The 23,918-nt window shown below is 72.3% G+C and carries 20 protein-coding genes, 1 pseudogene and 1 riboswitch; of the genes and pseudogenes, 9 read left to right on the top strand and 12 right to left on the bottom strand.

The window, feature by feature from the left end; genetic code table 11:
• Positions 1-109: 109 nt before the first annotated feature.
• The 11 genes from J5X86_RS34580 to J5X86_RS34530 all read right to left on the bottom strand — a co-directional run bounded on the left by J5X86_RS34580 (position 110) and on the right by J5X86_RS34530 (position 11,932).
• Positions 110-1,219 carry a hemolysin family protein gene (locus tag J5X86_RS34580; RefSeq protein WP_208520636.1) on the bottom strand — a complete coding sequence of 370 codons (1,110 nt, stop codon included), beginning with the start codon at positions 1,217-1,219 and terminating at the stop codon, positions 110-112.
• Positions 1,216-2,589, bottom strand: coding sequence for a hemolysin family protein (locus J5X86_RS34575; RefSeq protein WP_208520635.1), 1,374 nt, complete (start codon positions 2,587-2,589; stop codon positions 1,216-1,218). The genes J5X86_RS34580 and J5X86_RS34575 overlap by 4 nt, the downstream gene beginning before the upstream one ends.
• Before the next feature lie 314 nt (positions 2,590-2,903).
• Positions 2,904-3,359, bottom strand: coding sequence for a PH domain-containing protein (locus tag J5X86_RS34570; RefSeq protein ID WP_208520634.1), 456 nt, complete (start codon positions 3,357-3,359; stop codon positions 2,904-2,906).
• Between the two features lie 58 nt (positions 3,360-3,417).
• A complete protein-coding gene (gene hisG / locus J5X86_RS34565; protein WP_208520633.1) occupies positions 3,418-4,266 on the bottom strand; it encodes an ATP phosphoribosyltransferase in 849 nt (282 codons plus the stop codon).
• Positions 4,267-4,314: 48 nt separating this feature from the next.
• Entirely contained in the window at positions 4,315-4,599 is a 285-nt protein-coding gene (locus tag J5X86_RS34560; RefSeq protein ID WP_043235886.1) for a phosphoribosyl-ATP diphosphatase, read from the bottom strand.
• Positions 4,600-4,623: 24 nt separating this feature from the next.
• Positions 4,624-5,109 carry a 6,7-dimethyl-8-ribityllumazine synthase gene (ribH, locus tag J5X86_RS34555; protein ID WP_078639815.1) on the bottom strand — a complete coding sequence of 162 codons (486 nt, stop codon included), beginning with the start codon at positions 5,107-5,109 and terminating at the stop codon, positions 4,624-4,626.
• 62 nt (positions 5,110-5,171) lie between these two features.
• Positions 5,172-6,503, bottom strand: a complete 1,332-nt coding sequence (locus J5X86_RS34550) for a bifunctional 3,4-dihydroxy-2-butanone-4-phosphate synthase/GTP cyclohydrolase II (protein WP_243982179.1) — start codon at positions 6,501-6,503, stop codon at positions 5,172-5,174.
• Positions 6,500-7,192 carry a riboflavin synthase gene (locus J5X86_RS34545; protein WP_208520632.1) on the bottom strand — a complete coding sequence of 231 codons (693 nt, stop codon included), beginning with the start codon at positions 7,190-7,192 and terminating at the stop codon, positions 6,500-6,502. The genes J5X86_RS34550 and J5X86_RS34545 overlap by 4 nt, the downstream gene beginning before the upstream one ends.
• Position 7,193: 1 nt before the next feature.
• Entirely contained in the window at positions 7,194-8,303 is a 1,110-nt protein-coding gene (ribD, locus tag J5X86_RS34540; protein WP_208520631.1) for a bifunctional diaminohydroxyphosphoribosylaminopyrimidine deaminase/5-amino-6-(5-phosphoribosylamino)uracil reductase RibD, read from the bottom strand.
• A gap of 154 nt (positions 8,304-8,457) precedes the next feature.
• A riboswitch (FMN riboswitch) is annotated at positions 8,458-8,588 on the bottom strand.
• Between the two features lie 684 nt (positions 8,589-9,272).
• Positions 9,273-10,577 (bottom strand): alginate lyase family protein, encoded by a 1,305-nt coding sequence (locus J5X86_RS34535; RefSeq protein ID WP_208520630.1) that lies wholly within the window; start codon positions 10,575-10,577, stop codon positions 9,273-9,275.
• Positions 10,578-10,705: 128 nt separating this feature from the next.
• Entirely contained in the window at positions 10,706-11,932 is a 1,227-nt protein-coding gene (locus J5X86_RS34530; protein WP_208520629.1) for an ROK family transcriptional regulator, read from the bottom strand.
• A 112-nt stretch (positions 11,933-12,044) separates the two neighbouring features.
• On the opposite strand from J5X86_RS34530, the gene J5X86_RS34525 reads away from it, so the two are divergent.
• Both J5X86_RS34525 and J5X86_RS34520 read left to right on the top strand, forming a co-directional pair.
• The gene (locus J5X86_RS34525) at positions 12,045-13,277 is read left to right on the top strand and encodes an MFS transporter (RefSeq protein WP_208520628.1); all 1,233 of its coding nucleotides are present in this window, start codon (positions 12,045-12,047) and stop codon (positions 13,275-13,277) included.
• 94 nt (positions 13,278-13,371) lie between these two features.
• Positions 13,372-14,247: an isocitrate lyase/phosphoenolpyruvate mutase family protein gene (locus J5X86_RS34520; RefSeq protein ID WP_208520627.1), complete on the top strand. Its 876-nt coding sequence runs from the start codon at positions 13,372-13,374 to the stop codon at positions 14,245-14,247.
• A 104-nt stretch (positions 14,248-14,351) separates the two neighbouring features.
• Here J5X86_RS34520 and J5X86_RS34515 read toward each other — a convergent pair.
• Positions 14,352-15,258 (bottom strand): annotated as a pseudogene (locus J5X86_RS34515) (2-hydroxy-3-oxopropionate reductase).
• Positions 15,259-15,624: 366 nt separating this feature from the next.
• Here J5X86_RS34515 and J5X86_RS34510 point away from each other — a divergent pair.
• The 7 genes from J5X86_RS34510 (at position 15,625) to J5X86_RS34480 (ending at position 23,866) form a co-directional block, all read left to right on the top strand.
• Positions 15,625-16,998: an aldehyde dehydrogenase family protein gene (locus J5X86_RS34510; RefSeq protein ID WP_374229319.1), complete on the top strand. Its 1,374-nt coding sequence runs from the start codon at positions 15,625-15,627 to the stop codon at positions 16,996-16,998.
• A gap of 43 nt (positions 16,999-17,041) precedes the next feature.
• A complete protein-coding gene (gene iolD / locus J5X86_RS34505) occupies positions 17,042-19,006 on the top strand; it encodes a 3D-(3,5/4)-trihydroxycyclohexane-1,2-dione acylhydrolase (decyclizing) (protein WP_208520625.1) in 1,965 nt (654 codons plus the stop codon).
• Positions 19,003-19,812: an HpcH/HpaI aldolase/citrate lyase family protein gene (locus tag J5X86_RS34500; RefSeq protein ID WP_208520624.1), complete on the top strand. Its 810-nt coding sequence runs from the start codon at positions 19,003-19,005 to the stop codon at positions 19,810-19,812. The genes iolD and J5X86_RS34500 overlap by 4 nt, the downstream gene beginning before the upstream one ends.
• Complete coding sequence (locus tag J5X86_RS34495) at positions 19,809-21,026, top strand: Gfo/Idh/MocA family protein (RefSeq protein ID WP_208520623.1); 1,218 nt, start codon at positions 19,809-19,811, stop codon at positions 21,024-21,026. The genes J5X86_RS34500 and J5X86_RS34495 overlap by 4 nt, the downstream gene beginning before the upstream one ends.
• A 4-nt stretch (positions 21,027-21,030) precedes the next feature.
• On the top strand, positions 21,031-21,978 hold the full coding sequence (locus J5X86_RS34490) for an NAD(P)-dependent oxidoreductase (RefSeq protein ID WP_208520622.1): 948 nt from the start codon (positions 21,031-21,033) through the stop codon (positions 21,976-21,978).
• A complete protein-coding gene (locus J5X86_RS34485; protein WP_208520621.1) occupies positions 21,975-22,874 on the top strand; it encodes a sugar phosphate isomerase/epimerase in 900 nt (299 codons plus the stop codon). The genes J5X86_RS34490 and J5X86_RS34485 overlap by 4 nt, the downstream gene beginning before the upstream one ends.
• 143 nt (positions 22,875-23,017) lie before the next feature.
• Positions 23,018-23,866, top strand: coding sequence for a sugar phosphate isomerase/epimerase (locus J5X86_RS34480; protein WP_208520620.1), 849 nt, complete (start codon positions 23,018-23,020; stop codon positions 23,864-23,866).
• The last annotated feature ends 52 nt before the right edge of the window (positions 23,867-23,918 follow it).

Below are 23,918 nucleotides of genomic sequence, written 5' to 3'. Positions count from 1 at the left end.
CCCGCTCCTCAAGCTCCCCCAGCTACCGCTGGGAGGTGCCCCCTGGAGGGGCTGTTTTCATCGGGGTAGGGGAAGGCCCGCCGCAGGCGCAACCGCAGCGCGGCCGCGGTCAGCCGACCATCGCCCGCTCCTCCTTGGAGAGTGCGGCCGGAGCCTCGCCCCTGGGCTCGGCCACCCGGTCCCGGGTCCCACCGCGGTGGGCGGGGTCATGGACCTCGCCGACCAGCTTCTCCAGGACGTCCTCCAGGGCGACCAGCCCCAGCACCGTGCCGGACGCGTCGGCGACGGCCGCCAGATGGGAGGCGGCCCGGCGCATCGCGGTCAGGGCGTCGTCCAGCGGCAGCTCCGGCCGGAGCGTCTCGATCGGATGCCAGACCCGCTGCGGCACCGCCCGCTCCGGGAACTCCAGCTCCAGGACGTCCTTCACATGCAGATAGCCCATGAAGGCGCCGCCGGGGCCGCGCACCGGAAAGCGCGAGTAGCCGGTGCGCACGGTCAGCTCCTCGATCTCCCGGGGGGTGACCGAGGGATCGACGGTGACCAGGCCCGCCGGGTCCAGGAGGACGTCGGTGATCGGGCGGCTGCCCAGCTCCAGGGCGTCCGCGAGCCGCTCGTGCTCACCGGGGTCGATCAGCCCGGCCTGCCGGGAGTCCTCGACCAGATGGGTCAGCTGCTCACTGGTGAAGACGGCCTCGACCTCGTCCTTGGGCTCCACCCGGAACAGCCTCAGCACCAGCCGGGCGCACGCCCCCAGCAGCGCGGTGACCGGCCGGCACAGCCGCGCGAAGCCGACCAGCCCGGGGCCGAGCCACAGCGCGGTCTTGGCCGGCGCCGCCATGGCCAGGTTCTTCGGCACCATCTCGCCGATGAGCAGATGGAGGCAGACGACCACGGCGAGCGCGATGGCGTAGCCGAGGGGGTGCACCAACTGCTCGGGCAGATGGACGGTGTGGAAGACCGGCTCCAGGAGCTGGGCGACGGTCGGCTCGGCGACCGCGCCGAGCGTCAGCGAGCAGATGGTGATGCCGAACTGCGCGGCCGCCATCATCTGCGGCAGGTTCTCCAGGCCCGTCAGCACCGTACGGGCGCGCCCGGAGCCCTCGGCCGCGCGCGGTTCGATCTGGCTGCGGCGCACCGAGACCAGGGCGAACTCGGCGCCCACGAAGAAGCCGTTGGCGAGGACCAGCAGGGCGGCGAAGAGAAGCTGTACCACACTCATCGTCCGGTCCCCTCCCCGGCCGCGGCGCCGGCAGTCACCTTCGGCGGCGTACCCGGCTTCGTACGGACGATGCGCACCAGCTCCGCCCGGTGGTGGCCGACCTGCCGGACGGCCAGCTTCCAGCCGGGCAGCTCGGCGGTGTCGCCGGGGACGGGGATCCGCGCCAGCAGATCGGCGACCAGCCCGGCCATGGTCTCGTACGGCCCGTCGGGCGCGTCGAGGCCGATCCGGCGCAGGGTGTCGACGCGGCAGCCGCCGTCGGCGTCCCAGGCGGTGCGGCCGTCCTCGGTGAGGGCCTGCACCAGGTCCGGGGTCTCCGAGGCCTCGTCGTCGTGCTCGTCGCGCACCTCGCCGACCAGCTCCTCGACGATGTCCTCCAGGGTGACCACACCGGCCGTGCCGCCGTATTCGTCGACGACCACGGCTATCGGCTGTTCGCTGCGCAGCCGCTCCAGCAGCGGCTGGACCGGCAGCGTCTCGGGGACCAGCAGCGGCGGCTGGGCGATCCGGCTGACGGAGGTGCGCAGCCGGTCCCCCGCGGGCACCGCGAGGGCGTCCTTGAGGTGCACCATCCCGATGACCTCGTCCAGCCGGTGGCGGTAGACGGGGAAGCGGGACAGCCCGGTGGCCCGGGTGAGGTTGAGCACATCCACGGCGGTCGCCGAGGAGTGCAGCGCGCTGACCCGCACCCGCGGGGTCATCACATGCTGGGTGGTCAGCTCGCCCAGGGAGAGGGTGCGGACGAACAGATCCGCCGTGTCCTGCTCGATCGCGCCGGCCCGCGCCGAATGGCGGGCGAGTGAGACCAGCTCACCGGGGGTGCGGGCGGAGGCCAGCTCCTCGGTGGGCTCGACGCCCAGCGCCCGCACCAGCCGGTTGGCCACGGTGTTGAGCAGGGCGATCACGGGCCGGAAGAAGCGGGCGAAGGCGTACTGCGGGCCCGCGACGAAGCGCGCGACCTGCAGCGGCCGGGAGACCGCCCAGTTCTTGGGCACCAGCTCACCGATGACCATCTGGACCGCGGAGGCCAGCAGCATGCCGAGGACGACGGCGACACCGGGGACGGCGCCGTGCGGCAGTCCGACCGCCTCCAGCGGCCCGGTCAGCAGATGGCCGAGCGCGGGCTCGGCGAGCATGCCGACGATCAGCGAGGTGATGGTGATGCCGAGCTGGGTGCCGGAGAGCTGGAAGGACAGCTCGCGCAGCGCCTCGACGACGGTACGGGCGCGCTTGTCGCCCTCGTCGGCGGCCCGCTCGGCGTCCGGCCGCTCGACGGTGACCAGGCCGAACTCGGCGGCCACGAAGAAGCCGTTGGCGAGGATCAGGACAAGTGCCGCGGAGAGCAGCAGGAGGGACAGGGTGGTGCTCATGCCGCCGCCTTGTGGTCGGCGGCGGCGCAGGTACTACAGGACGATCCGTCCATCTGCGGAGGGAGTCACTCCTCGGGTCGCAGGGGAGCCCGCCGGGGCGCACGCGGTGCGTGCGCACAGGAGAGGCGGGGTGGGGCACCGTTCGGCCCCGGCAACAGGGTAATCAAGGATGGGGCGTGACGGGCAGGCCCCTCACGCCGTTGGAGTGCCGATCAGTTTCCCGGCCGGTTCGGTGGGACCCGCCCGGCAGGGGCGAAAACGGACGTAAAGGGGCAGCTCAGCACTGCTGGGGCCGGGCGGCCCGGCCGGGCGGATCAGTCCACGGCACGTCCCGTGCCGTGTTGCTCGGCGAGGGCGCGCAGGGCCCGCGCGTCGCTGATGGCCCGCGCCTTGGCGATGCCCGGCTGGATGCCCATCGCGGGCAGGCTGGTGCCGTCGGCGAGGTCCAGGTAGACCCACGGGTCGCCGGGGCGCAGATTGACCCGGAGCACCTCCGCCCACTCCAGCCGCCGCTTGGTGGTGAGGTTGACGACGGTCACGCCGTCCTCCTCGGCCACCACCTTGGGTCGGCTGAGCAACGTCAGCACCCCGAAGAACAGCAGTCCGGTGAGGATGAAGCTGGCCCTCTCCCCCGGCCCCAGCCGCTCCAGCAGCAGGGCGACGACCGTGAGGACGACCAGGACGGCGACGCCGACGGTCATCAGGACGGCCCGGGTCCTGGTCGGCCGGAAGGTGACGGGCAGGGCGGGCGGGGGCGCGGCGGCGGACACGTGGGTCGGCCTCTCGGATGAGGAGGAACGGGAGGGAAGGCGGGGCGGGGGCGAGCCGTCAGAGGCGGCAGGCGTGGATGCCCGTGGTGAGGATGGCCCGGGCCCCCAGGTCGTAGAGCTCGTCCATGATCCGCTGGGCGTCCTTGGCGGGGACCATCGAGCGGACCGCCACCCAGCCCTCGTGGTGCAGCGGGGAGACGGTGGGCGATTCCAGGCCCGGGGTGAGCGCGACGGCGCGCTCCACCTGCTCCACCCGGATGTCGTAGTCCATCATCACGTAGCGCCGGGCGACCAGGACGCCCTGCATGCGGCGGAGGAACTGCTGGACCTTGGGGTCGTCGCTGGGGTCGCCGGTGCGCCGGATGACGACCGCCTCGGACTCCAGGATGGGCTCGCCGATGATCTCCAGCCCGGCGTTGCGCAGGGTGGTGCCGGTCTCGACCACATCCGCGATGATCTCGGCGACACCGAGCTGGATGGCGGTCTCGACGGCGCCGTCGAGGTGGACCACGGCGGCGTCCACCCCGTTGTCGGCGAGGTGCTTGGTGACCAGTCCGGCGAAGGAGGTGGCCACGGTCATCCCGCCGAACTCGCTGACGTTCTTCGCCGTGCCGGGACGGGTGGCGTAGCGGAAGGTGGACCCGGCGAAGCCGAGCTGCATGATCTCCTCGGCCTGGGAGCCGGAGTCCAGCAGCAGATCGCGGCCGGTGATGCCGATGTCGAGCCGGCCGGAGCCCACGTACACGGCGATGTCGCGGGGGCGGAGGAAGAAGAACTCCACCTCGTTCTCCGCGTCGACGAGGACCAGCTCCCGGCGGTCCTTGCGCTGCCGGTAGCCCGCCTCATGGAGCATCGCCGACGCAGGCTCGGACAGTGAACCCTTGTTGGGGACGGCGATGCGCAGCATGAGTGCTCTTTCCTTCGGTTGCGAGGGTGAGGGTGTGGGCGGGGGGTGTCAGAGGTGGGCGTAGACGTCGTCGAGGGTCAGCCCCTTGGCGACCATCATCACCTGAAGGTGGTACAGGAGCTGGGAGATCTCCTCGGCGGTCGCCTCGTCGCTTTCGTACTCGGCGGCCATCCACACCTCGGCGGCCTCCTCCACGACCTTCTTACCGATGGCGTGCACACCGGAGTGGACCAGTTCGGCGGTGCGGGAGGTGGCGGGGTCGGCCGTGGCGGCCTTCTGCTGGAGCTCGGTGAAGAGCTCCTCGAACGTCTTCTTGGGCATGGTGTCCGTCATCCTACTTGGGCCGTGCGACACCCCTCAGCGCCAGGGTTCGGCGACCGAGCGCAGGGTGGTGGCGGTGGCGACGGCCGCGGTGACCGCCTCATGGCCCTTGTCCTCGCTGGAGCCCGCGATCCCGGCCCGGTCCAGGGCCTGCTCCTCGGTGTCGCAGGTCAGCACGCCGAAGCCGATGGGAACGCCGGTGTCCACGCTGACCTGGGTCAGCCCCTGGGTGACGCCCTGGCACACATAGTCGAAATGCGGGGTGCCGCCGCGGATGACGACGCCCAGGGCCACGATCGCGTCATAGCCGCGGTCCGCGAGCACCTTCGCGACCACCGGCAGCTCGAAGCTGCCCGGCACCCGCAGCACGGTGGGCTCGTCGATGCCCAGCTCTCCGAGGGCGCGCAGGGCGCCGTCGAGCAGCCCGTCCATCACCTTCTCGTGCCACTGTGCGGCGATGACGGCGACGCGCAGGTCCCCGCAGTTCTTCACGGACAGTTCGGGGGCACCCTTACCGCTCACGTCTCTCCTCGGTGCTTGTGCTGATGTGCTGGTGTGCTGGTGTATGGGGGTACTTGAGGTGGTCACTGGTTGCCGCAGGCGGAAACGGGCTCGGCGCGGTCGCCGTCCAGCCAGGGCAGGTCGTGCCCCATCCGGTCCCGCTTCGTCCGCAGGTAGCGGAGATTGTGCTCCCCGGCCTGGACGGGCATCGGTTCCCGGCCGGTGACCCGCAGCCCGTGCCGGACCAGCCCCGTGGTCTTGTCCGGGTTGTTGGTCATCAGCCGCAGCGAGCGCACGCCGAGGTCGGCGAGGATCTCCGCGCCCGCGGCGTAGTCCCGCGCGTCGGCGGGCAGGCCGAGCTCCAGATTGGCGTCCAGGGTGTCCCGGCCCAGCTCCTGCAGCTCGTACGCGCGCAGCTTGGACAGCAGTCCGATGCCGCGCCCCTCGTGGCCGCGCAGATACAGGACGATGCCACGGCCCTCGGCGGTGACCCGCTCCAGCGCGGCGTGCAACTGGGGGCCGCAGTCGCAGCGCAGCGAGTGGAAGACATCGCCGGTGAGGCATTCGGAGTGGACGCGGACCAGCACGTCCTCACCGTCCCCGATCTCGCCCTGGACCAGCGCGATGTGCTCCACGCCGTCGGACGCGCGGTAGCCGAACGCCCGGAAGTCGCCGAAGGCGGTGGGCAGCCGGGTCTCGGCCTCGCGCCGCACAAGCGGCTCGGCGGGCTTGCGGTACGCGATCAGATCGGCGATGGAGACGATGGCCAGGTCGTGCTTGCGGGCGAACGCGACCAGGTCGGGCAGGCGCAGCATCACGCCGTCCTCCCCCGCGATCTCGCAGATCACGGCCGCCGGGCGCAGTCCGGCGAGCCGGGCCAGGTCGACCCCGGCCTCGGTGTGGCCGTCGCGGGCGAGCACACCGCCGGGGCGGGCGCGCAGCGGGAAGATATGGCCGGGGCGCACGAGGTCGCCGGGGACGGTGCCCGGGTCGGCCAGCAGCCGCAGGGTGGTGGCCCGGTCGGCGGCGGAGATCCCGGTGCTGACGCCGTGTTCGGCGGTGGCGTCGACCGAGACGGTGAAGGCGGTCCGCATGGACTCGGTGTTCTCTTCGACCATCTGGGGAAGCCGGAGCCGGTCGAGGTCGGCGCTCTCCATGGGCGCGCAGATGAGTCCCCGGCACTCGTTCATCATGAACGCGACGATCTCCGGGGTGATCATCTCGGCGGCGGCGACGAGGTCGCCCTCGTTCTCCCGGTCCTCGTCGTCCACGACGACGACGGGGCGGCCCGCGGCGATGTCGGCGATGGCCCGCTCGATGGGGTCCAGGGCCAGTTCGTCGGGCCAGTGCGCGGCTCGCAGGGGAGCGGCCGGGCCACTCGGATGCGGTTCGGTGACCGCGTATGCCTCGCTCATGCTGTGGCCTCCTTGTCCTGCGTTCCGTTGTTCCGCATGCCGTTGTCCAGCAAGCCGGTGCCCTGCGGGCCGTTGTTCTGCGGGCCGTTGTCCCGTCCCAGCAGCCGTTCGACGTACTTGGCGAGCACGTCCACCTCGAGGTTGACCGGGTCCCCGGCCTGTTTGACGCCGAGCGTGGTGAGCGCGAGGGTCGTCGGGATGAGGCTGACGGTGAAGTAGTCAGGGCCCGCGTCGACGACGGTCAGGCTGATGCCGTCGACCGTGATGGAGCCCTTCTCGACGACATAGCGGCTCAGCTCGGCGGGCAGCGAGATCTTCACGATCTCCCAGTGCTCGGAGAGCTTGCGGTCCACGATGGCGCCGGTGCCGTCCACATGGCCCTGCACGATGTGGCCGCCGAGCCGTCCGCCCAGCGCCATGGGGCGCTCCAGGTTGACCCGGGAGCCGATGTCGAGCGCGCCGAGGCTGGAGCGGTCCAGGGTCTCGGCCATGACGTCGGCGCTGAACCGGGTGCCCTCCGCGTCCTCGATGAGGTCGACGACGGTGAGACAGACGCCGTTGACGGCGATGGAGTCGCCGTGCTTCGCCCCCTCGGTGACGACGGGGCCGCGCACCTGGAAGCGGGACGCGTCGCCCAAGTGCTCGATGGCGACGATCTCACCCAGTTCTTCGACAATTCCGGTGAACACTTCAGTTCTCCTCGGCGAGGGGGGCGGGGGCGACGGGAACGGCGGTGACGCGCAGATCGGGGCCGAGCCGGGTGACGTCGGCCGTCTCGAGGCGCAACGCCTGCGCGATGGTGGTGATTCCGGCGTCGGCGAGGGCGGCGGGGCCCGCGCCGAGCAGGACGGGAGCGAGATAGCCGACGACCTTGTCGACGGCGCCCGCGCCGAGGAACGCGCCGGCGAGGGTGGGCCCGCCCTCCAGCAGGACGGAGCGCACCCCGCGGCCCTGCAGCTCGGCCAGGAGGGCGGGGATCGCGAGGCCGCCGTCCGCGCGCGGCAGCCTTACGGTCTCCACGCCCGGCCGCCGGGGCAGATGTGCGGTACTGGCGCCCTCGGCGACGGCGAGCAGCGTGGGCGCGGCGTCGTCCAGCACCCGGGCGCCGGGCTTGATGGTCGCGGCCGTGTCCACGACAACCCGCAGCGGCTGGGTGACGCCCTCCCGGTCCCGTACGGCCAGGTGGGGGTCGTCGGCGCGCAGGGTGCCGGAGCCGACGACGACGGCGTCGGCCTCCGCGCGCAACCGGTGCACATCGGCGCGGGACTCGGGGGAGGTGATCCACCGGCTGGTGCCGTCGGCGGCGGCGCTGCGGCCGTCCAGGGTCGCGGCGAACTTCCACAGTACGAAGGGGCGGCCGCGGCGCATCGCGGTCAACCAGGGCTCGTTGACCGCCTCGGCCTCCTCGGCCAGCAGCCCGGCATCGACCTCCACCCCGGCGGCGGCGAGGGTCGCCGCGCCGCCCCGGGCCTGTGCGGTGGGGTCGCCGACGGCGTAATGGACGCGGGCGATCCCGGCGGCGATCAGAGCCTGGGAGCAGGGGCCGGTGCGGCCGGTGTGGTCACACGGTTCGAGGGTGACGAGGGCGGTGCCGCCACGGGCCCGCTCCCCCGCCGCGCGCAGCGCGTGGACCTCGGCATGCGGACCACCGGCCCGCTGGTGCCAGCCCTCGCCGACGACGCGGCCGCCGGCGTCGAGGATGACGCACCCGACGACGGGGTTGGGGCTGGTGTGGCCAAGGCCGCGGGCGGCGAGCGCGACGGCATGGCGCATCGCTTGGGCTTCGGCTGCGGTGGCCACCGGGTCCTCCTGCCTCTTCGGGCACGGACTCCGGGGCTGTCGAGATGACAAAGAAACGGGAACGCCGCCGCCGGCACGCCAGGTTCGGCAAAAGGCCCGCCCTACCTACGCAAGGACGGACCGCCGAGGCGGCGCACCGGTGATGTCGCTACCGCCGCGCACTGCCTCCCATCCGGACTTTCACCGTCGGTCCAGGAATTTCACCTGGTCAACCGGCCGCTGGCGGCGGACGGGTCGCGGACTGTAACCGCCGGTTCGGATTTTCACCGACCCCGGAGTGCGCTGACGTCACTGGTACGCCCCTAGTGTGCCATGGCCATCAGCGCAGGTGGGAGGCAAGACCAATGTGGCCTCCCTCACCCGCCCCGCCCGGGGGTAGTTCCCCCACCCCGCCCCTTCCCGAACCGGGGGCAAGCCCCCGCCCCCCGGCAACCCCCGGGGCGACGCGTCCACCACCGGCGGCCGCGGCGCCCACCGGACGCGGGCCCACACCTACCCCGGCCGCCCGCGGGGCACCGGGGCCTCACCGGACTCCGCAGCATCCAGACCAGTCCCGAACCGGGGGCACAACCCCGACCCCGACAACCCCGGACCAGCACCTCCGCAACCAGCGCCCCGAAGCCCGCCGCGGGCCCGCCCCCGCCCCTGCCACCCGTGGAACGCCGGGGTCTCGGCGGACTCCGCCGCATCCAGACCGGTCCCGAACGGGGGCCGGGGACTTGCCCTCGATCACAGCCCCTGCCTGGGCCAAGAGCACAACCCCGGCCCCGACAACCCCGGGCCGACGCCACCACCACCAGCGGCCCGAAGGCCGCCACGGGCCAGCCCCCGCCCCTGCCGCCTGTCGGGCGCCCGCGCCTCAACGGACTCCGCGGCATCCACGCCGGTCCCGAACCGGGGCCCGGGGGGCCGGGGGCTTGCCCCCGGTTTCGGGAAGGGGCGGGGTGGGGGAGAAAACCCGTTGCCCCACTACCCCTGCGCGATGCTGTCCAGTTGCTCCACCGCTGGCCGCAGGGCCCACAGGTCGCCGCCGGGCGGGGCCTGGAGTTTGTCCACCGCCGCGCGGGCCTTGCGGTCCCCGGCGTCGGCCGCCGCGTGGACGATGTCGCTCGCCGCGTAGGCGCGGAGGTCGAGCTCCGGATACGGCCAGGGCGCGGCGCCGGTGGCCGCCGGAAGCAGGACGTCGACCGCCTTGAAGAGGTTCGCACCGCCGGGCCCGGTGTAGTGCCACAGGTCCACACCGACGTGCTTGCCGATGGCGGCCATCCGCGTGTACGCGACGAGGTTGAACGTCGAGTAGTGGAAGCTGCGGGTGCGCTCGAGTTCCTGGGGCTGCGTGCCGTCGGCCGCGATCTGGGTGTCGATGCGCTTGGTGCGGGCGTCGCGGAGCACCTGGCGGGCGAGGTCCCGGTCGCCCACGGCGGTGGCGATGGCGGCGACCTGCATGTCGTAGAAGGTGCCGTGGTTGTTCTCGGCGGCGCCTTCCTCCTTGCCGAAGTCGCTGTTCACCAGCCAGTCCAGGAACTGCTTGTTCCAGGTCCGGAAGCCTTCGTGATCGCTCTTGGACCAGCCGGGGGCGCCGGTGTCGAGCAGGGCGGCGGCGTCGAGGAGGCTGGTGAAGCCCTGGGAGAAGTCGATGATCCCGATCGAGCGGCCGTCGTACATGCAGGGGATGAACTGGGCGTGGTTCAGGCTCGGGTTCATCCGGGTCGCCGGGGTGACGAACCAGGTGCGCAGGATGTCGGCGGCGTGCTCGGCGTAGGCCCGCTTACCGGTGTAGTACCAGGCCAGGGAGAGCTCGTAGGCGGATTCGAAGACCTTGCCGACCTCGGGACGGTCCGTCATCTTGTCCACGTCGGGGTTCCGTTGGCCATCCTTCTGAACGTAAGGGCAGCCGTACGGATTGTCGTCGGTCTTGGGCTGGCTCGGCCACCAGTAGGGGGCCTGGCTGAAGTAGTCGTGTTTGTCGCCGCTGGGCGGCACCTGGTCCTTGTCGGTGACCGTCCAGGGGCCCTGCTCCATCCACTGGTCGGCCTGGGCGGTCAGATCGCGTACGGTCCGCCGCAGATTCCGGTCTCCTAGCTGCAGTTTCAGCTTGGTGAGGGACAGCCGGGGCCCGTCGAGCACCACCGTCCGGGGCACCGAGCCGGAATGCCGGGCGGGCTCGGCGCCCTGCGCGGAGGGGGCGGCGGAGACCGCCAGGACGGCCAGGAGGGCGGAGGCGGTGACGATCGCCCGGGCGAACCGCCCGCGTCCCGCTGGAGGTGCACCCATTGAGCACTCCAATCAGATATCTGAACGCTATTCAGACTTGAGATCGGGCTCAGAGTAGGGCGGCTCCATGGGCACGACAAGAGATCGCACAGGAATGTCCTCACCCCAGGAGGGCGGGTGACCGACGGCTACGGGGCGCCGAACAGCTCGTTCTGCGCCGCGTCCAGCGCCGTCAGCACGGCGCCCCGCAACACCCCGCCGCCGCCAACGACCCCCGCGCGCACCCGCGTCCGCAGCGGCGACAGCCGGGCGACATGGTCCTCCACCCGCCGGGCGAGCCCATCGCCCCCGGCCCGGCCGACCTCACCGCCGAGCACCGCGCACCCCGGGTCGAGCACCGCGCAGATCGCCGCGACGCCCAGCGCGATACGGGCCGCCAGCGCGTCCAGGAACGCCTCGCCGCGCTCCCCCGCGTCGAGGGCCGCGCGGATCGCCGCCTCCGCCGCGCCGGAGCCCTCCGCCCCCGCCCCGCGTTCGCCGCCCGCCGCGGCCTCCAGGCCGTGCTCCTGGGCGAGTTCGCAGACCGCGCCGCTGCTCACCAGGGAGTGGAACCCACCGTCGCAGCCGGTGGCGGAGGGCAGCCCCGAGGTGCCCGGCACCGGCAGAAAGCCGATCTCCCCGGTGCCGCCGGACGCACCGCGCCGCAGCACCCGGTCGAGCACCACGGCCGCGCCGATGCCGTGGCCGAGCCACAGCAGGACGAAGGTGTCGCGGTCCCGCACCGTGCCCATCCGCTGTTCGGCGACGGCCGCGAGATTGACCTCGTTCTCCAGCAGCACCGGTGCCGCGAGGTCGGCGTGGAGCGCGGTGGCCAGCTCACGGTGCCAGGAGGGCAGCCCGCCGGTGGAGTTGAGCTCCCCGGTGGCGGGGTCGATGAGACCGGGCACCCCGATGCCGATGTGGTGCAACCGCGCCGCCCCGGCCCGCTCGGCGGCCCGCTCCACCAGGGCCACCGCGGCCGCCACGGTACGCACCGGATCCCCGTCCGGGGCCACCGGAAGTGACTCCTCCGCCTTGGTCCGGCCCAGCAGATCGGCCACGCATACGGCCACGCTGTCCGTACGGACGTCGACCCCGGCCACATGCGCGCTCTCGGCGACGATCCCGTACACCCGCGCGTTGGGCCCCCGGCGCTCCGCGCCCGCCTCCCCCACGATCGCCACCAGCCCGGTCTGCCGCAGCCGCTCGACCAGGTCCGCGATGGTGGGACGGGACAGCCCGGTCAGCGACTTGAGCTGCCCCGCGGTCAACGGCCCCTCGTCCTTGAGCAGATGCAGGGCGAGGCGGTCGTTGATGGCCCGCGCCGTACTCGGGGAGGCGGTGCGGCCCGCCACGGACACGCTCGTCGACGTCATGCCGGGATCCTTCCAGAAGGCCACGGGAAAAGCCCTATCTATCAGGGACCCTTCCTGATAGTTTCCCGTGGACCACGGCACGGGCCGGCGCAACGGGGAGGGTGCGACAGGTATGGGCAGGCTCAAGGAAGCGGGGGCGTCCGAGATGCGCCCGGTACGGCGGGCGCGGATCGCCGTGGCCGCGGTGTTCGCCGTGCACGGCGCGGTGACCGGCAACTTCGCCACCCGTATCCCCTGGATCCAGGAGCGGCTGGACCTCAGCGCTGGTCAACTCGGCCTCGCGCTCGCCTTTCCCGCCATCGGGGCCTCGGTCGCGATGCCCCTGGCCGGGCGGATCAGCCATCGCTTCGGCGCCCGCGCGGCGCTGCGCGGACTGCTCGCCCTGTGGACCGCCTGGCTGGTGCTGCCCCCGCTGGCGCCGGGTCTGGTCTGGCTGTGCGGTGCGCTCTTCGTCTTCGGGGCGACGGCCGGGACGTCCGACGTCGCCATGAACGCCCTCGGTGTGGAGGTCGAGAACCGCCTCGGCCGCTCCATCATGTCCGGGCTGCACGGCATGTGGAGCGCGGGAGCGCTCACCGGCTCGGCGGCGGGCACGATCGCCGCGCACGCCGAGGCCGACGCCCGGCTCCACCTCGGCATCGCCGCCGGGGTCCTCACGGTGCTCGGCGCGGTGGCCTGCCACTGGGTCCTCGACCTGCGCAGCGCCCCCGAGGAGCACCCGCCGCCGCGGTTCGCCCTCCCGCCCCGCTCCGCACTGATCATCGGCGCGGTGGGTTTCTGCGCGGTCTTCGCCGAGGGGGCGAGCCTGGACTGGTCGGCGGTCTATCTGCGCGATGTCATGGACTCCTCCCCCGGTATCGCCGCCGCCTGCACCACCGCCTTCTCCTGCACCATGGCCGGTGCCCGGCTCATCGGGGACGCGGTGGTGGGCCGCTTCGGGCCGGTGCGGACCGTACGAACCGGCGGCCTCCTCGCCACCGCCGGCGGCATACTCGTGGTCACCGCCCCCGGCGCCGGCCTCGCCATCGCCGGATTCGGCCTCATCGGCCTGGGCATCGCGGTTGTGGTGCCCCTGGCCTTCGCCGCCGCCGGGCGCAGCGGCCCGGCCCCGAGCCAGGCCATCGCGGGCGTCGCCACGATCACGTACACCTCGGGTCTGATCGCTCCGGCGGCGATGGGCTCGATCGCGGACCTGACCTCGCTGACGATCTCGTTCTGCCTGGTCACGACGTTGACGCTGGGGCTGGTGGTGGGAGCGGGGGTGCTGCGGACCCCGGCGGAGACGGACGCCGCGGACCCCGCCCCGCACCCCGATCCGTCTGCCTCCCGGGCCTCGCTTCCCTGACGGGGGCGGGGGCGCGAGGCGGGACAGCTCGCCGATCCCCGACGGCGCCACTGTTCGGTGAGCGCCGAAGCGATCCGGCCCTACGGTCGGTGATATGAGCGACAAGAGCGACGCCCGGGCGCCCGACCGCCGCACCGCCTTCCACCGGCTCCACCACGGCGAGCGGCCCCTGCTGCTGCCCAACGCGTGGGACCACGCCTCCGCCGCCGCCCTCGTCCGGCGCGGTTTCCCCGCCATCGGCACCACCAGCCTCGGGGTGGCCGCGGCGGCCGGGCTGCCGGACGCGACGGGCGCCGCCCGCGACGAGACCCTCGCCCTCGCCCGCGGCATCGCCCGGCTCCCGGCGCTGGTCAGCGTCGACATCGAGGGCGGGTTCGGCGAGCGGCCCGAGGAGGTGGCGGCGCTCGCGGCCGAGCTGGACCGGGCCGGGGTGGTCGGCGTGAACATCGAGGACGGCCGCCCCGACGGCACCCTCGCGCCCCTGGCCCGGCAGTGCGCGGTGCTCGCGGCCGTTAAGGAGCGGGTGCCGCGGCTGTTCGTGAACGCGCGGACCGACACCCACTGGCTCGCCGCGATCGGTGGCGGCACCCCGCCCTCGCTGTCCACCACCGCCGAGCGCATCGAGGCGTATGTGCAAGCGGGCGCGGACGGGATCTTCGTGCCCGCGCTCACCGATGAGTACGACATCGGCGCACTGGCCGACGACCTCGGCGAAACCCCGCTGAACATCCTCTTCACCCCCGGCCGCCACACCTATGAGCGGCTCGCGGAGCTCGGGGTGCGGCGGATCAGCTGCGGTTCGCTGCTCTTCCGGGCCGCCCTGGACCGCGCCGTCGAGCTGGCCTGGACGATCGCCCACCCCGACGCCCCCGCCCCTGCCCGTCAGACCGCCGGCCTGCCCTCCTACGCCCAGGCGCAGTCGCTGGCCGAGGACTTCACCAAGGACGTCACCGAGGGCACCCCCGCATAGCCGCACGGCGCATATTTCGGCCGAGTGGAGCAGTTACGGGCCTCGGCGTGCGATCCGGCACCGCCACCGCTGCCGGACGTTGGGGCCCGCCACCTCCGCGGGTCTCAGTCCACGGCTCGGCCCGAGAGCCGTTCGACGCCGCGCAGCAGGGCGGAGTGGTCCAGCGCACCGTCGTCGTTGGCGCGGGCGGAGGCCATCAGCTGGGCGGTCAGGGAGCACAGGGGGAGGACGGCGCCGACGGCCCGGGCGGCGTCGGTGACGATGCCCATGTCCTTGTGGTGCAGGTCGATGCGGAAGCCGGGCCTGAAGTCCCGGTTCAGCATGGCGTCCCTCTTCCGGGCGAGGACGGTGGAGCCCGCCAGCCCGCCGCCGAGGACCTCCAGTGCGGAGGGAAGGTCGGCACCCGCTTTCTCCAGGAACACGACCGCCTCTGCCAGGGCCTGGATGTTGGCCGCGACGATGAGCTGGTTGGCGGCCTTGACGGTCTGGCCCGCTCTGTGCGGGTCCACGTGGACGACGGTCGTCCCAAGAGCACGCAGGAGCGGTTCGGCGTCGGCGAAGTCCTCGGCGTCGCCGCCGACCATGATGGACAGCACGGCATCGATGGCGCCGGCCTCGCCACCGGACACGGGGGGCGTCCAGGACGCGGACGTCCTTGTCACGGCCCGCCTCGGCGATCGTGACGGCTGTCTGTGGGCTGACGCTGCTCATGTCGATGAGGAGGGTGCCGGTGCGGACGCGCGCCAGGAGGCCGTCCGGACCGAGCACGACCTCGGCGACCTGCGGATCCGCGGGGTGCATCGTGATGACCACGTCCGCGTCGGCGACTGCCGCGGCGGCGCTGTCCGCCCCCTGGCCGCCCGCCCCGACGAGGCGGTCCACCGCCGGACGGCTCCGGTTGTATCCGATGACAGTGTGCCCGGCCCGGACGAGGTTGGCTGCCATGGGAGAGCCCATGATGCCGAGGCCGATGAAGGCGATGGTGCGGGACTGGGCGGCTGACGTAGCCATGTGGTCTGCGCTTCCTTCTGCTCGTCGAGTGTTCGGGAGGGGGTGCTACGACAGCGTGCACGGTCCACCCCGGGGTGAGCGCGCCGACGGCACCGATGAGGGAAAAATGATGGGTTCAATGACGTGGTAATGATGGGTTCCACCCCTTCAGTAATGCCCCGCGGCCCGCCTACCGTTGCGGCCATGTGAACGGGCTGGCCGTTGGCTGATCAGTACTTCTCCGACCTTGTGAGAGGTCTTTCGGGACTCCTCGGAGAGTCACGGACCAGCCTTGACGGTTTCGGAAGGGAGAAGGCGATGGCGCCCGCGGAACTACTCATCGGAAGCCAGTGGCAAGCGTCGGCAGGGTCGGGACGGACCCGGGATGTGACGTCGCCCTTCGACGGCTCGACCGTCGGTACCGTGGGGGTGGCCGGCCCCGAGGACGTCGAGGCGGCCCTGACGGCGGCGGAGCGGGGTGCCAGGGTATGGCGGCGTACCCCCGCTCATGAGCGGATGACGATCCTGCTGCGTGCGGCGGAGCTCGCCGACCAGCGGGCCGCCATGATCGCGCAGACCATCAGCTCGGAATCGGGCAAGACCATCACCGAGGCCACCGGCGAGGCGTCGCGATCCGGGGACCTGATCCGTCTCGCGGCTTTCGAGGGCACCCAGCTCTACGGTGAGACGCTGCCGTTGGACGCCAACGGCGGCACCGGCCAGGACAAGGTGGGCTTCACGCTGCGCCAGCCGTGCGGGGTCGTGGTGGCCATCACGCCGTTCAACTACCCCGCACTGCTCGTGCTCCACAAATTGGCGCCCGCGCTCGCGGCGGGCAACGCGGTCGTCCTCAAGCCGGCCACCGCGACACCGCTGACCGCGCTGGAGCTCGCCGAGTGCTTCGTGGACGCCGGGCTTCCCGAGGGCGTGCTCTCGGTGCTCGTCGGCTCCGGCGGGGTGCTGGGGGACGCCCTGGTGACCGACCCCCGGGTACGGAAGATCTCCTTCACCGGATCCACGGAGACCGGCGAGCACATCGCGCGGGTCGCCGGGGTGAAGAAGCTCTCCCTCGAACTGGGCGCCTCCTGCCCGGTCGTCGTACTGCCCGACGCCGATCTCGAACTGGCCGCCGGTGCCGTCGCGTTGGGCGGTTACGTCAACGCCGGGCAGGTGTGCATCTCCGTCCAGCGAGTGATCACGCACCCCGAGATCACCGCGGACTTCCTCGACGCCCTCGTCCCCAAGGTCCGGGCCATCCGGACCGGGGACCCGTCGTCCCCCGACACGACCATGGGCTCCCTGATCACGACCGCCGAGGCGGAACGGGTGGAGCGGGCCATCGCACAGGCCGGGGCGGACGGCGCACGCGTCCTGACCGGTGGCGAGCGCGACGGTGCCGTGGTGACCCCGGCCGTCGTGACCGATGTCGATCCCAACTCCCCTTTCAGCCAGCAGGAGTTGTTCGGCCCGGCGGTCGCCGTCAGCCCGGCCGCCGACTGGGAGTCCGCCATCGCCCAGGCCAACGGCACCGCCTACGGCCTCGGCGCCGGCATCTTCACCTCCGACGTGGCCGGCGCGGTCCGGGCCATCCGGGAGATCGACGCCGGTTCCGTCCACATCAACTGGACGCCTCTGTGGCGTGCCGACCTCATGCCGTACGGCGGTCTGAAGGGCAGCGGTTACGGCAAGGAAGGCCCCCGCGCCGCGGTCAGCGAGATGACCGAGGCCAAGACCGTCGTCCTGCACGGCCGCCCCTGGTGACCCGGCCGCGTCCCCGTACCCACCCCCGATCAGGAGCCGACTCATGACCGACCGGACGCAGCGGCGCACGGTGCGCCTCACCGTCGCCCAGGCCGTCGTCACCTACCTGTCCCGGCAGTACTCCGTGGCCGACGGCCACCGCCGCCGCCTCATACCGGCCGCGCTGGGCATCTTCGGCCACGGCAACGTGGCCGGCCTCGGCCAGGCCCTCGACCAGCTCAGCGACCGACTCCCCTTCGTCCAGGGCCGTAACGAGCAGGCACTGGTCCACATCGCGACGGCCTACGGCAAGGCGACCAAGCGGCACGCCGCCCTCGCCGTGACCGCCTCCATCGGCCCGGGCGCGCTCAACATGGTGACCGGGGCGGGCCTCGCCACCGTCAACCGGCTGCCTGTCCTGCTGCTGCCGGGCGACACCTACGCGACCCGTCACCAGGGGCCCGTACTCCAGCAGTTGCAACACCCGGTGGAGGCCGACGCCTCGGTGAACGATGCCTTCCGGCCCGTTTCCCGCTTCTTCGACCGCATCACCCGGCCGGAGCAGCTCCTGACCGCGCTGCCCGCGGCGATGCGGGCCCTCACCCATGTCGACACCGGCGCGGTCGTCGTCTCCCTCCCGCAGGACATCCAGTCCCACGCCTACGACTACCCGGTGGAGTTCTTCGCCGAGCGCGACTGGCCGATCCGCCGCCCGGCGCCGGACGCCGACGAGGTCGCGGCGGTGGCGCGGATGCTCGCCGAGGCGGAGAAGCCGCTGATCATCGCCGGTGGCGGGGTCGTGCACTCGGGTGCCACCGAGGAGTTGGAGGCACTCGCCGACGCGGCGGGCGTCCCCGTCGCGGAGACATTCGCGGGCAAGGGCGCCATCCAGCGCCGTGCCTGGTGGCAGCTCGGCGGCATCGGCCTCGAGGGCACTCCGGTGGTCAACGCCCTTGCCCGGGAAGCCGACTTCGTGCTCACCGTGGGCTCGCGTCTGACGGACTTCGCCACCGCCTCGCACTCCATCTTCCACAACCCGGACGTGCGCTTCGCGAGCATCAACGTCAACGTCAACGACGCGGGCCGCCTGGGCGCGACCGGCATCGTGGCCGATGCCCAGCGGGCGCTGGCCGCGCTGACGGACGCCGTACGGGCGAACGGCACCACCACCCCGGCCAGCTGGCAGGAGAGGGTGCGCGTCCTCGACGAGCGGTGGCAGGAGCAACGCGCCGCCGCGCTCGACCCGGACGCCTCCTTCGACTTCGCGTCGCTGCCCGAGGACTCCGATGTCGTACGCGACACCGACGCGGTCCTCAGCCAGGGACAGTTGATCGGCCTGCTCCAGGAGCACGCGCGGTCCGGCGACACGATCATCGCCGCCGCCGGCGGTCCGCCCGGCGACCTGCTGAAGGTGTGGGACGCCACCGAAGGCCGGTTCGCCCACCTGGAGTTCGGATTCTCCTGCATGGGCTACGAGCTGCCCGCCGCGATCGGTGTCCGCTTCGCCGAGCCGGACCCGTCGAAGCGGGTGCTGTCCCTGCTGGGCGACGGAACCTTCCTCATGGCGCCGACCGAGCTGGTCACGGCCGCCCAGGAGCGGCTCCCGGTCACGATCGTGATCCCGGAGAACCACGGCTACCAGGTCATCCACCGGCTCCAGATGCTGCGCAGCGGACGGGAGTTCGGCAACGAGTTCCGCTACCGCGACGGCGGCCTGGAGATCGGCTCCGGCAAGCCCGCCCGCCTGGAAGGCGACTATCTCCAGGTCGACCTCGTCCGGACCGCGGCGGGCCTGGGGGCCCGTGCGATCCGCGCCACCACCGCCGACGAGGTGCGTACCGCGTTGGCCGAGACCCGCGACCACGACGGCCCCGTCGTCCTGGTGGTCCCCGTGATCCCGCACGCCGACCTTCCCGGCGCCGGTGTGTGGTGGGACGTGGCCCCGGCCGAGGTCTCCGAGCAGGAAGCGGTCGCGCGGCTGCGCGGCGAGTACGAAGCGGGTCTGGCGTCCCAGAGGTGGTACGGATGAGCCGCTCTCCCTTGGATCACGGCCGACTGCGCACCCGGCTCGCGTCCGGTGCGGTCACCTTGGGCACCTTCGTGGGCACCGCTTCCGCGGTCACGGCCGAGGTGTGCGCCGCCGCCGGGGCCGACTGGCTGCTGCTCGACCTCGAACACGGTGCGGGGGGAGAGGAGCAGGCCCGTGCGACCGTCCCCGTGGCGGCGGCCTACGGCGTCCCGACCGTCGTACGGGTGGAGTCCGCGGCTCGTATCCGCATCGGCCGCGTCCTCGACCTGGGCGCCGCCGGGATCATGCTGGCCCGCCTCGACACGGTGGCCGAAGTCCGGGAAGCGCTACGGCACTTGAGGTACCCGCCTGCGGGGGATCGGGGCGTGGCCACCTACAACCGGGCGTGCCGCTTCGGACTCGATGCCGGGGCTCTGGACCGGGAGGGCGAGATCCTCTGTGTGGTCCAGATCGAGTCGGCGAGCGCCCTGGCGGAGGTCGAGGCGATCGCGGCGCTGGACGGCGTCGACGTCCTGTTCGTCGGCCCCCGTGACCTCAGCCACGACCTCGGTGTGCCCGGCGAGTTCACCGCACCGGTCTATCGAGAAGCTCTGGAGCGCGTCCGGGAGGCCGCTGCCGCGCATGGCAAGGCATGCGGACTCCTCGTCCCCGACGGGGCGGCCGCGGCCGCGAAACGGACCGAGGGCTGGACGTTCATCGCCATCGGCTCCGACTCGACCCTGCTCGCGACGGCCCTGTCCGCCGCGCTCGGCCGGGCCCGGCCCCGGCCACAGGACTCCCCGGACTCCCAGGAGACACGATCATGACCCCCACCACCCCGGGCGCCGCACGCGAGATCGGCGTCGGACTGATCAGCGTCGGCTGGATGGGCAAGCTCCACAGCCGCGCCTACCAGGCCCTGCCGTCCGTCTACCCCGAGCTGGGCATCAAGCCCCGCCTGGTGCACGCCGCCGACACAGCCGAGGACCGCGCGGCCTACGCCCGTGACGTCCTCGGCTACGCGAAGGCCACAACCGATTACCGCGCCGTCCTCGACGACCCGGACGTCGAGGTCGTCTCGATCTGCGCGCCCAACCTCCTCCACCACGAGATCGGCATCGCCACCGCGAAGGCCGGCAAGCCGTTCTGGATCGAGAAGCCCGTCGGGCGCGGTGCCGAGGAGACCGCCGAGGTCGCCGCCGCGGCCCGCGCGGCGGGAGTCGTCACCTCCATCGGCTACAACTACCGGCACGCCCCCGCCGTGGAGCGGGCCCGCGAGCTGATCGCCGAGGGGCGCCTGGGCCGTATCACCAACGTGCGCGCCACCTTCTTCTCCGGCTACGCCTCCGAGCCCAAGGGCGCCCTGTCCTGGCGCTTCAAGCGGGACCTGGCCGGGCACGGCGCGCTCGGCGACCTGATGAGCCATGTCGTGGACCTCGTCAGCTACGTCGTCGCCCCGATCGACGAGGTCTCCGCCCTCACCAGCACCGTCTACACCGAGCGCCCGATTCTGCCCATGGGCTCGGGCACGCACTTCGCGGTGATCGAGGACGGTGAGATGGCGGCCGTGGAGAACGACGACTACAGCGCCGCCCTGGCCCGCTTCCGGGGCGGCGCCGTCGGCACCCTGGAGGCGTCCCGCGTCATCGTCGGCCCGCAGTGCGGCATCGGTTTCGAGATCTACGGCACCGACGGCTCGGTCACCTGGAACTTCGAGCGCATGAACGAGCTGCGCATCGCCCTCGGCCGCAGTGGCCCGCACCAGGGCTACACCACCGTGCTCGGCAACGGCCACATGGGCGACTACGCGAGTTTCCAGCCCGGCCCCGGCAACAGCATGGGCTACGACGACCTCAAGGTGATCGAGGCCAAGAAGTTCCTGGCCGCCGTGGCCGGCATCGAGCACCACAACTCGACGATCGAGGACGCCCACGCCGTCGCCGAGGTGATCGCGACGGCGGCGGCCTCCGCGGCGAGCGGCTCCTGGCAGCCGGTGCCCGCGGTGCCGGGGGCGGCCTTCGGTCATCCGGCGCGGAGTTGATCGTATGTCCGAGCACGTCGTAGTGGCTCTGGGCCCCGTCGATGCCGACACGGTGGGCCCCGTCCTCGGGGAGCGGGTCACCTTCGTCACCGATCCCACGCCCGATGACCTCGCGGTCGCCGAGGGCGCCATCGTCCGCGCCGACCGGCGGGTCGACGAGGACCTCCTTCGGCGGGCGCCACGGCTGCGGGTCATCGCCCGCACCGGTGTCGGCGTCGACCTGGTCGACGTGGCGGCGGCATCCGCCCGTGGCATCCCCGTGGTCATCACCCCGGGCAGCGGCAGCCGGGCCGTGGCCGAGGGCGTCTTCGCCATGGCCCTGCACCTGACCAAGCGGCTGAGACCGCTGACCGACCTGGTACGGGACGGCCGCTGGGCCGAGCGGAACGCCGTACCGGTCGGCGACCTGGACGGCGCCACCCTCGGGATCGTCGGCTACGGCCGCATCGGCCGCCGAGTGGGCGAACTCGCCGCCGCCTTCGGCATGCGGACGCTCGCCCACGACCCGTTCAGCCCTCCACCGCCGGAGTTCGCCTGCGCCGACCTCGGTGAGCTGGCCGAGTCGAGCGATGTGCTCACCCTGCACACGCCGCTTGTCGAGGGCACCCGGCACCTCGTGAACAAGCGGCTGCTGTCCCGCGTCAAACCGGGGGCGATCCTGGTCAACTGCGGCCGCGGTGGCCTGCTCGACCCGGACGCCACCCTGGCCGCCCTGGAGTCGGGCCGGCTGTCGGGCGTCGGACTGGACGTGTTCGACCCCGAGCCGGCCCGTCACCATCCGCTGTTCGACCACCCCGACGTCGTCCTCACCCCCCATCTGATGGGCATGACGCGCCGGGCGATGACCCTGACCTTCGTCGACGCCGCCCGCGGTGTCGCGGACGTCCTCGCGGGCCGCCCGCCGGCCGCGCTCGCCGACCCCGACTGGAACCATCGAAAGGCCACGGCATGACCACGTCACCTCTGAACAGGATCGCCGGCGCGCCCATCTCCTGGGGCGTATGCGAAGTCCCCGGCTGGGGCTACCAGTTGACGCCCGAGCGGGTGCTGAACGAGATGCGCGAAGTCGGCCTGTCCGCCACCGAGATCGGCCCCGAAGGCTTCCTGCCCGGCCGGCCGGACGCCATGGCCCGGGTTCTCGCCCACCATGACCTCCACGCGGTCGGCGGCTTCACCCCACTGCTGCTGCACGTGCCCGGACACGACCCGCTGCCCGAGACCGAACAGCTTCTGGAGAGCTACGCCGCCTCGAACGCGGAAGTCCTCGTCCTGTCCGCCGTCACCGGCCAGGACGGCTACGACTCCCGCCCCGAACTCGACGCCGACGGCTGGAAGCTGCTGCTGTCCAACCTCGACCGGCTGACCCGGCTCGCCGCCGAACGCGGCGTACGTGCCGTCCTGCACCCGCACGTCGGCACGATGATCGAGAACGGCGACGAGGTCCGGCGCGTCCTGGAGCACTCGGCCATCTCGCTCTGCCTCGACACCGGGCACCTGCTCATCGGCGGCACCGACCCGGCCGAGCTCACCCGCCAGGCGCCCGAGCGGATCGCCCACACCCATATGAAGGACGTGGACACCTCCCTCGCCGCCAAGGTCCAGTCCGGACACCTCGGTTACACCGAGGCCGTACGCAAGGGCATGTACCTCCCGCTGGGAGCGGGAGACGTGGACGTCCAGGCCATCGTCGCCCACCTCAGCGCACGCGGCTACGACGGCTGGTACGTCCTGGAACAGGACACCATCCTGACCGAGGAGCCCAAGGAAAAGGCGCCGGTCGACGATGTGTGGGCCAGCGCCGAGCATCTGCGCACGGTGCTGCGTGGTATCGCGCCTGCACGGGCCTGATGTGTATTTGATGTCTTCTGAGGGATTGACCGGCACGCGCGGGGCATCCAAGAATTCCGGGGCGACCTGCTGTCCGTTCTTGGAATTGCCATTCGTTGCGTGCCGGCTCCTTTTTCCGAACACGAGGAATCCAGGAAATATAAATGACCGCTGACGAATTTCTGGCCACGTGTTGGACCACTGCGGGCGACGCCGCTCCCGATCAGGATGACCAACGCAGTCCGCTGAGCCTGCGGGAACGTGCGGAAGCGGCGGGCGACGCCGGGTTCACGGGCTTCGGGCTGCTGTACGCGGACCTGGTGGAGGCCGAGCGCGCATACGGGCTCGCCGGCATCCGGTCCCTCTTCGAGGACAACGGGATCAGCCACATCGAGCTGGAGCTGCTGACCGACTGGTGGGCCGACGGACCCCGGCGGGCCGCGTCGGACGCCGTCCGTAGCGGCCTCCTGAGCGCCATCGAGGCACTCGGCGCACGCACCCTCAAGATCGGGCCCGACGTGGCGGACGAGCCCTGGGACCTCGACACCTGGGCCGAGGAGTTCGCCACGCTGGCGGCACAGGCCGACGGGGTGGGCGCCCGGCTCGGGATCGAGTTCCTGCCCTGGTCCAACCTCAAGACCGTGCACGACGGACTCCGGCTCGTCGAGACCGCCGGTCACCCGGCGGGTGGCCTCATCATCGACGTCTGGCACACCGAGCGCGCCCACACCCCACCCGCCGACCTGGCGGTCGTACCCGGGTCACGGATCGTGGGCGTGGAGCTCAACGACGCCGACAGCGAGGTCGTCGGCACTCTTTTCGAGGACACTGTCCGGCGCCGTCGCCTGTGCGGAGAGGGCTCTTTCGACCTCCCGGGGATCATCACCGCGCTCCGTACCGCCGGCTGGACCGGCCCCTGGGGTGTGGAGATCCTCTCCGACACGCACCGTGCGCTGCCGGTGCGGGAGGCCGCCGCAGCGGCGTACCGGACTGCCGCGACGCTGGTGAGGTAAATGCCGCAGGGGTGGTGGGGACGGACCAACGGTCGTCCCCACCACCCCTGTT

The organism is Streptomyces sp. NEAU-YJ-81 (assembly GCF_017592595.1).
Lineage (GTDB): Bacteria > Actinomycetota > Actinomycetes > Streptomycetales > Streptomycetaceae > Streptomyces > Streptomyces hygroscopicus_B.
Note: the sequence above shows the minus strand (reverse complement) of the source record. Positions and strands in the feature narration are given on the sequence as shown.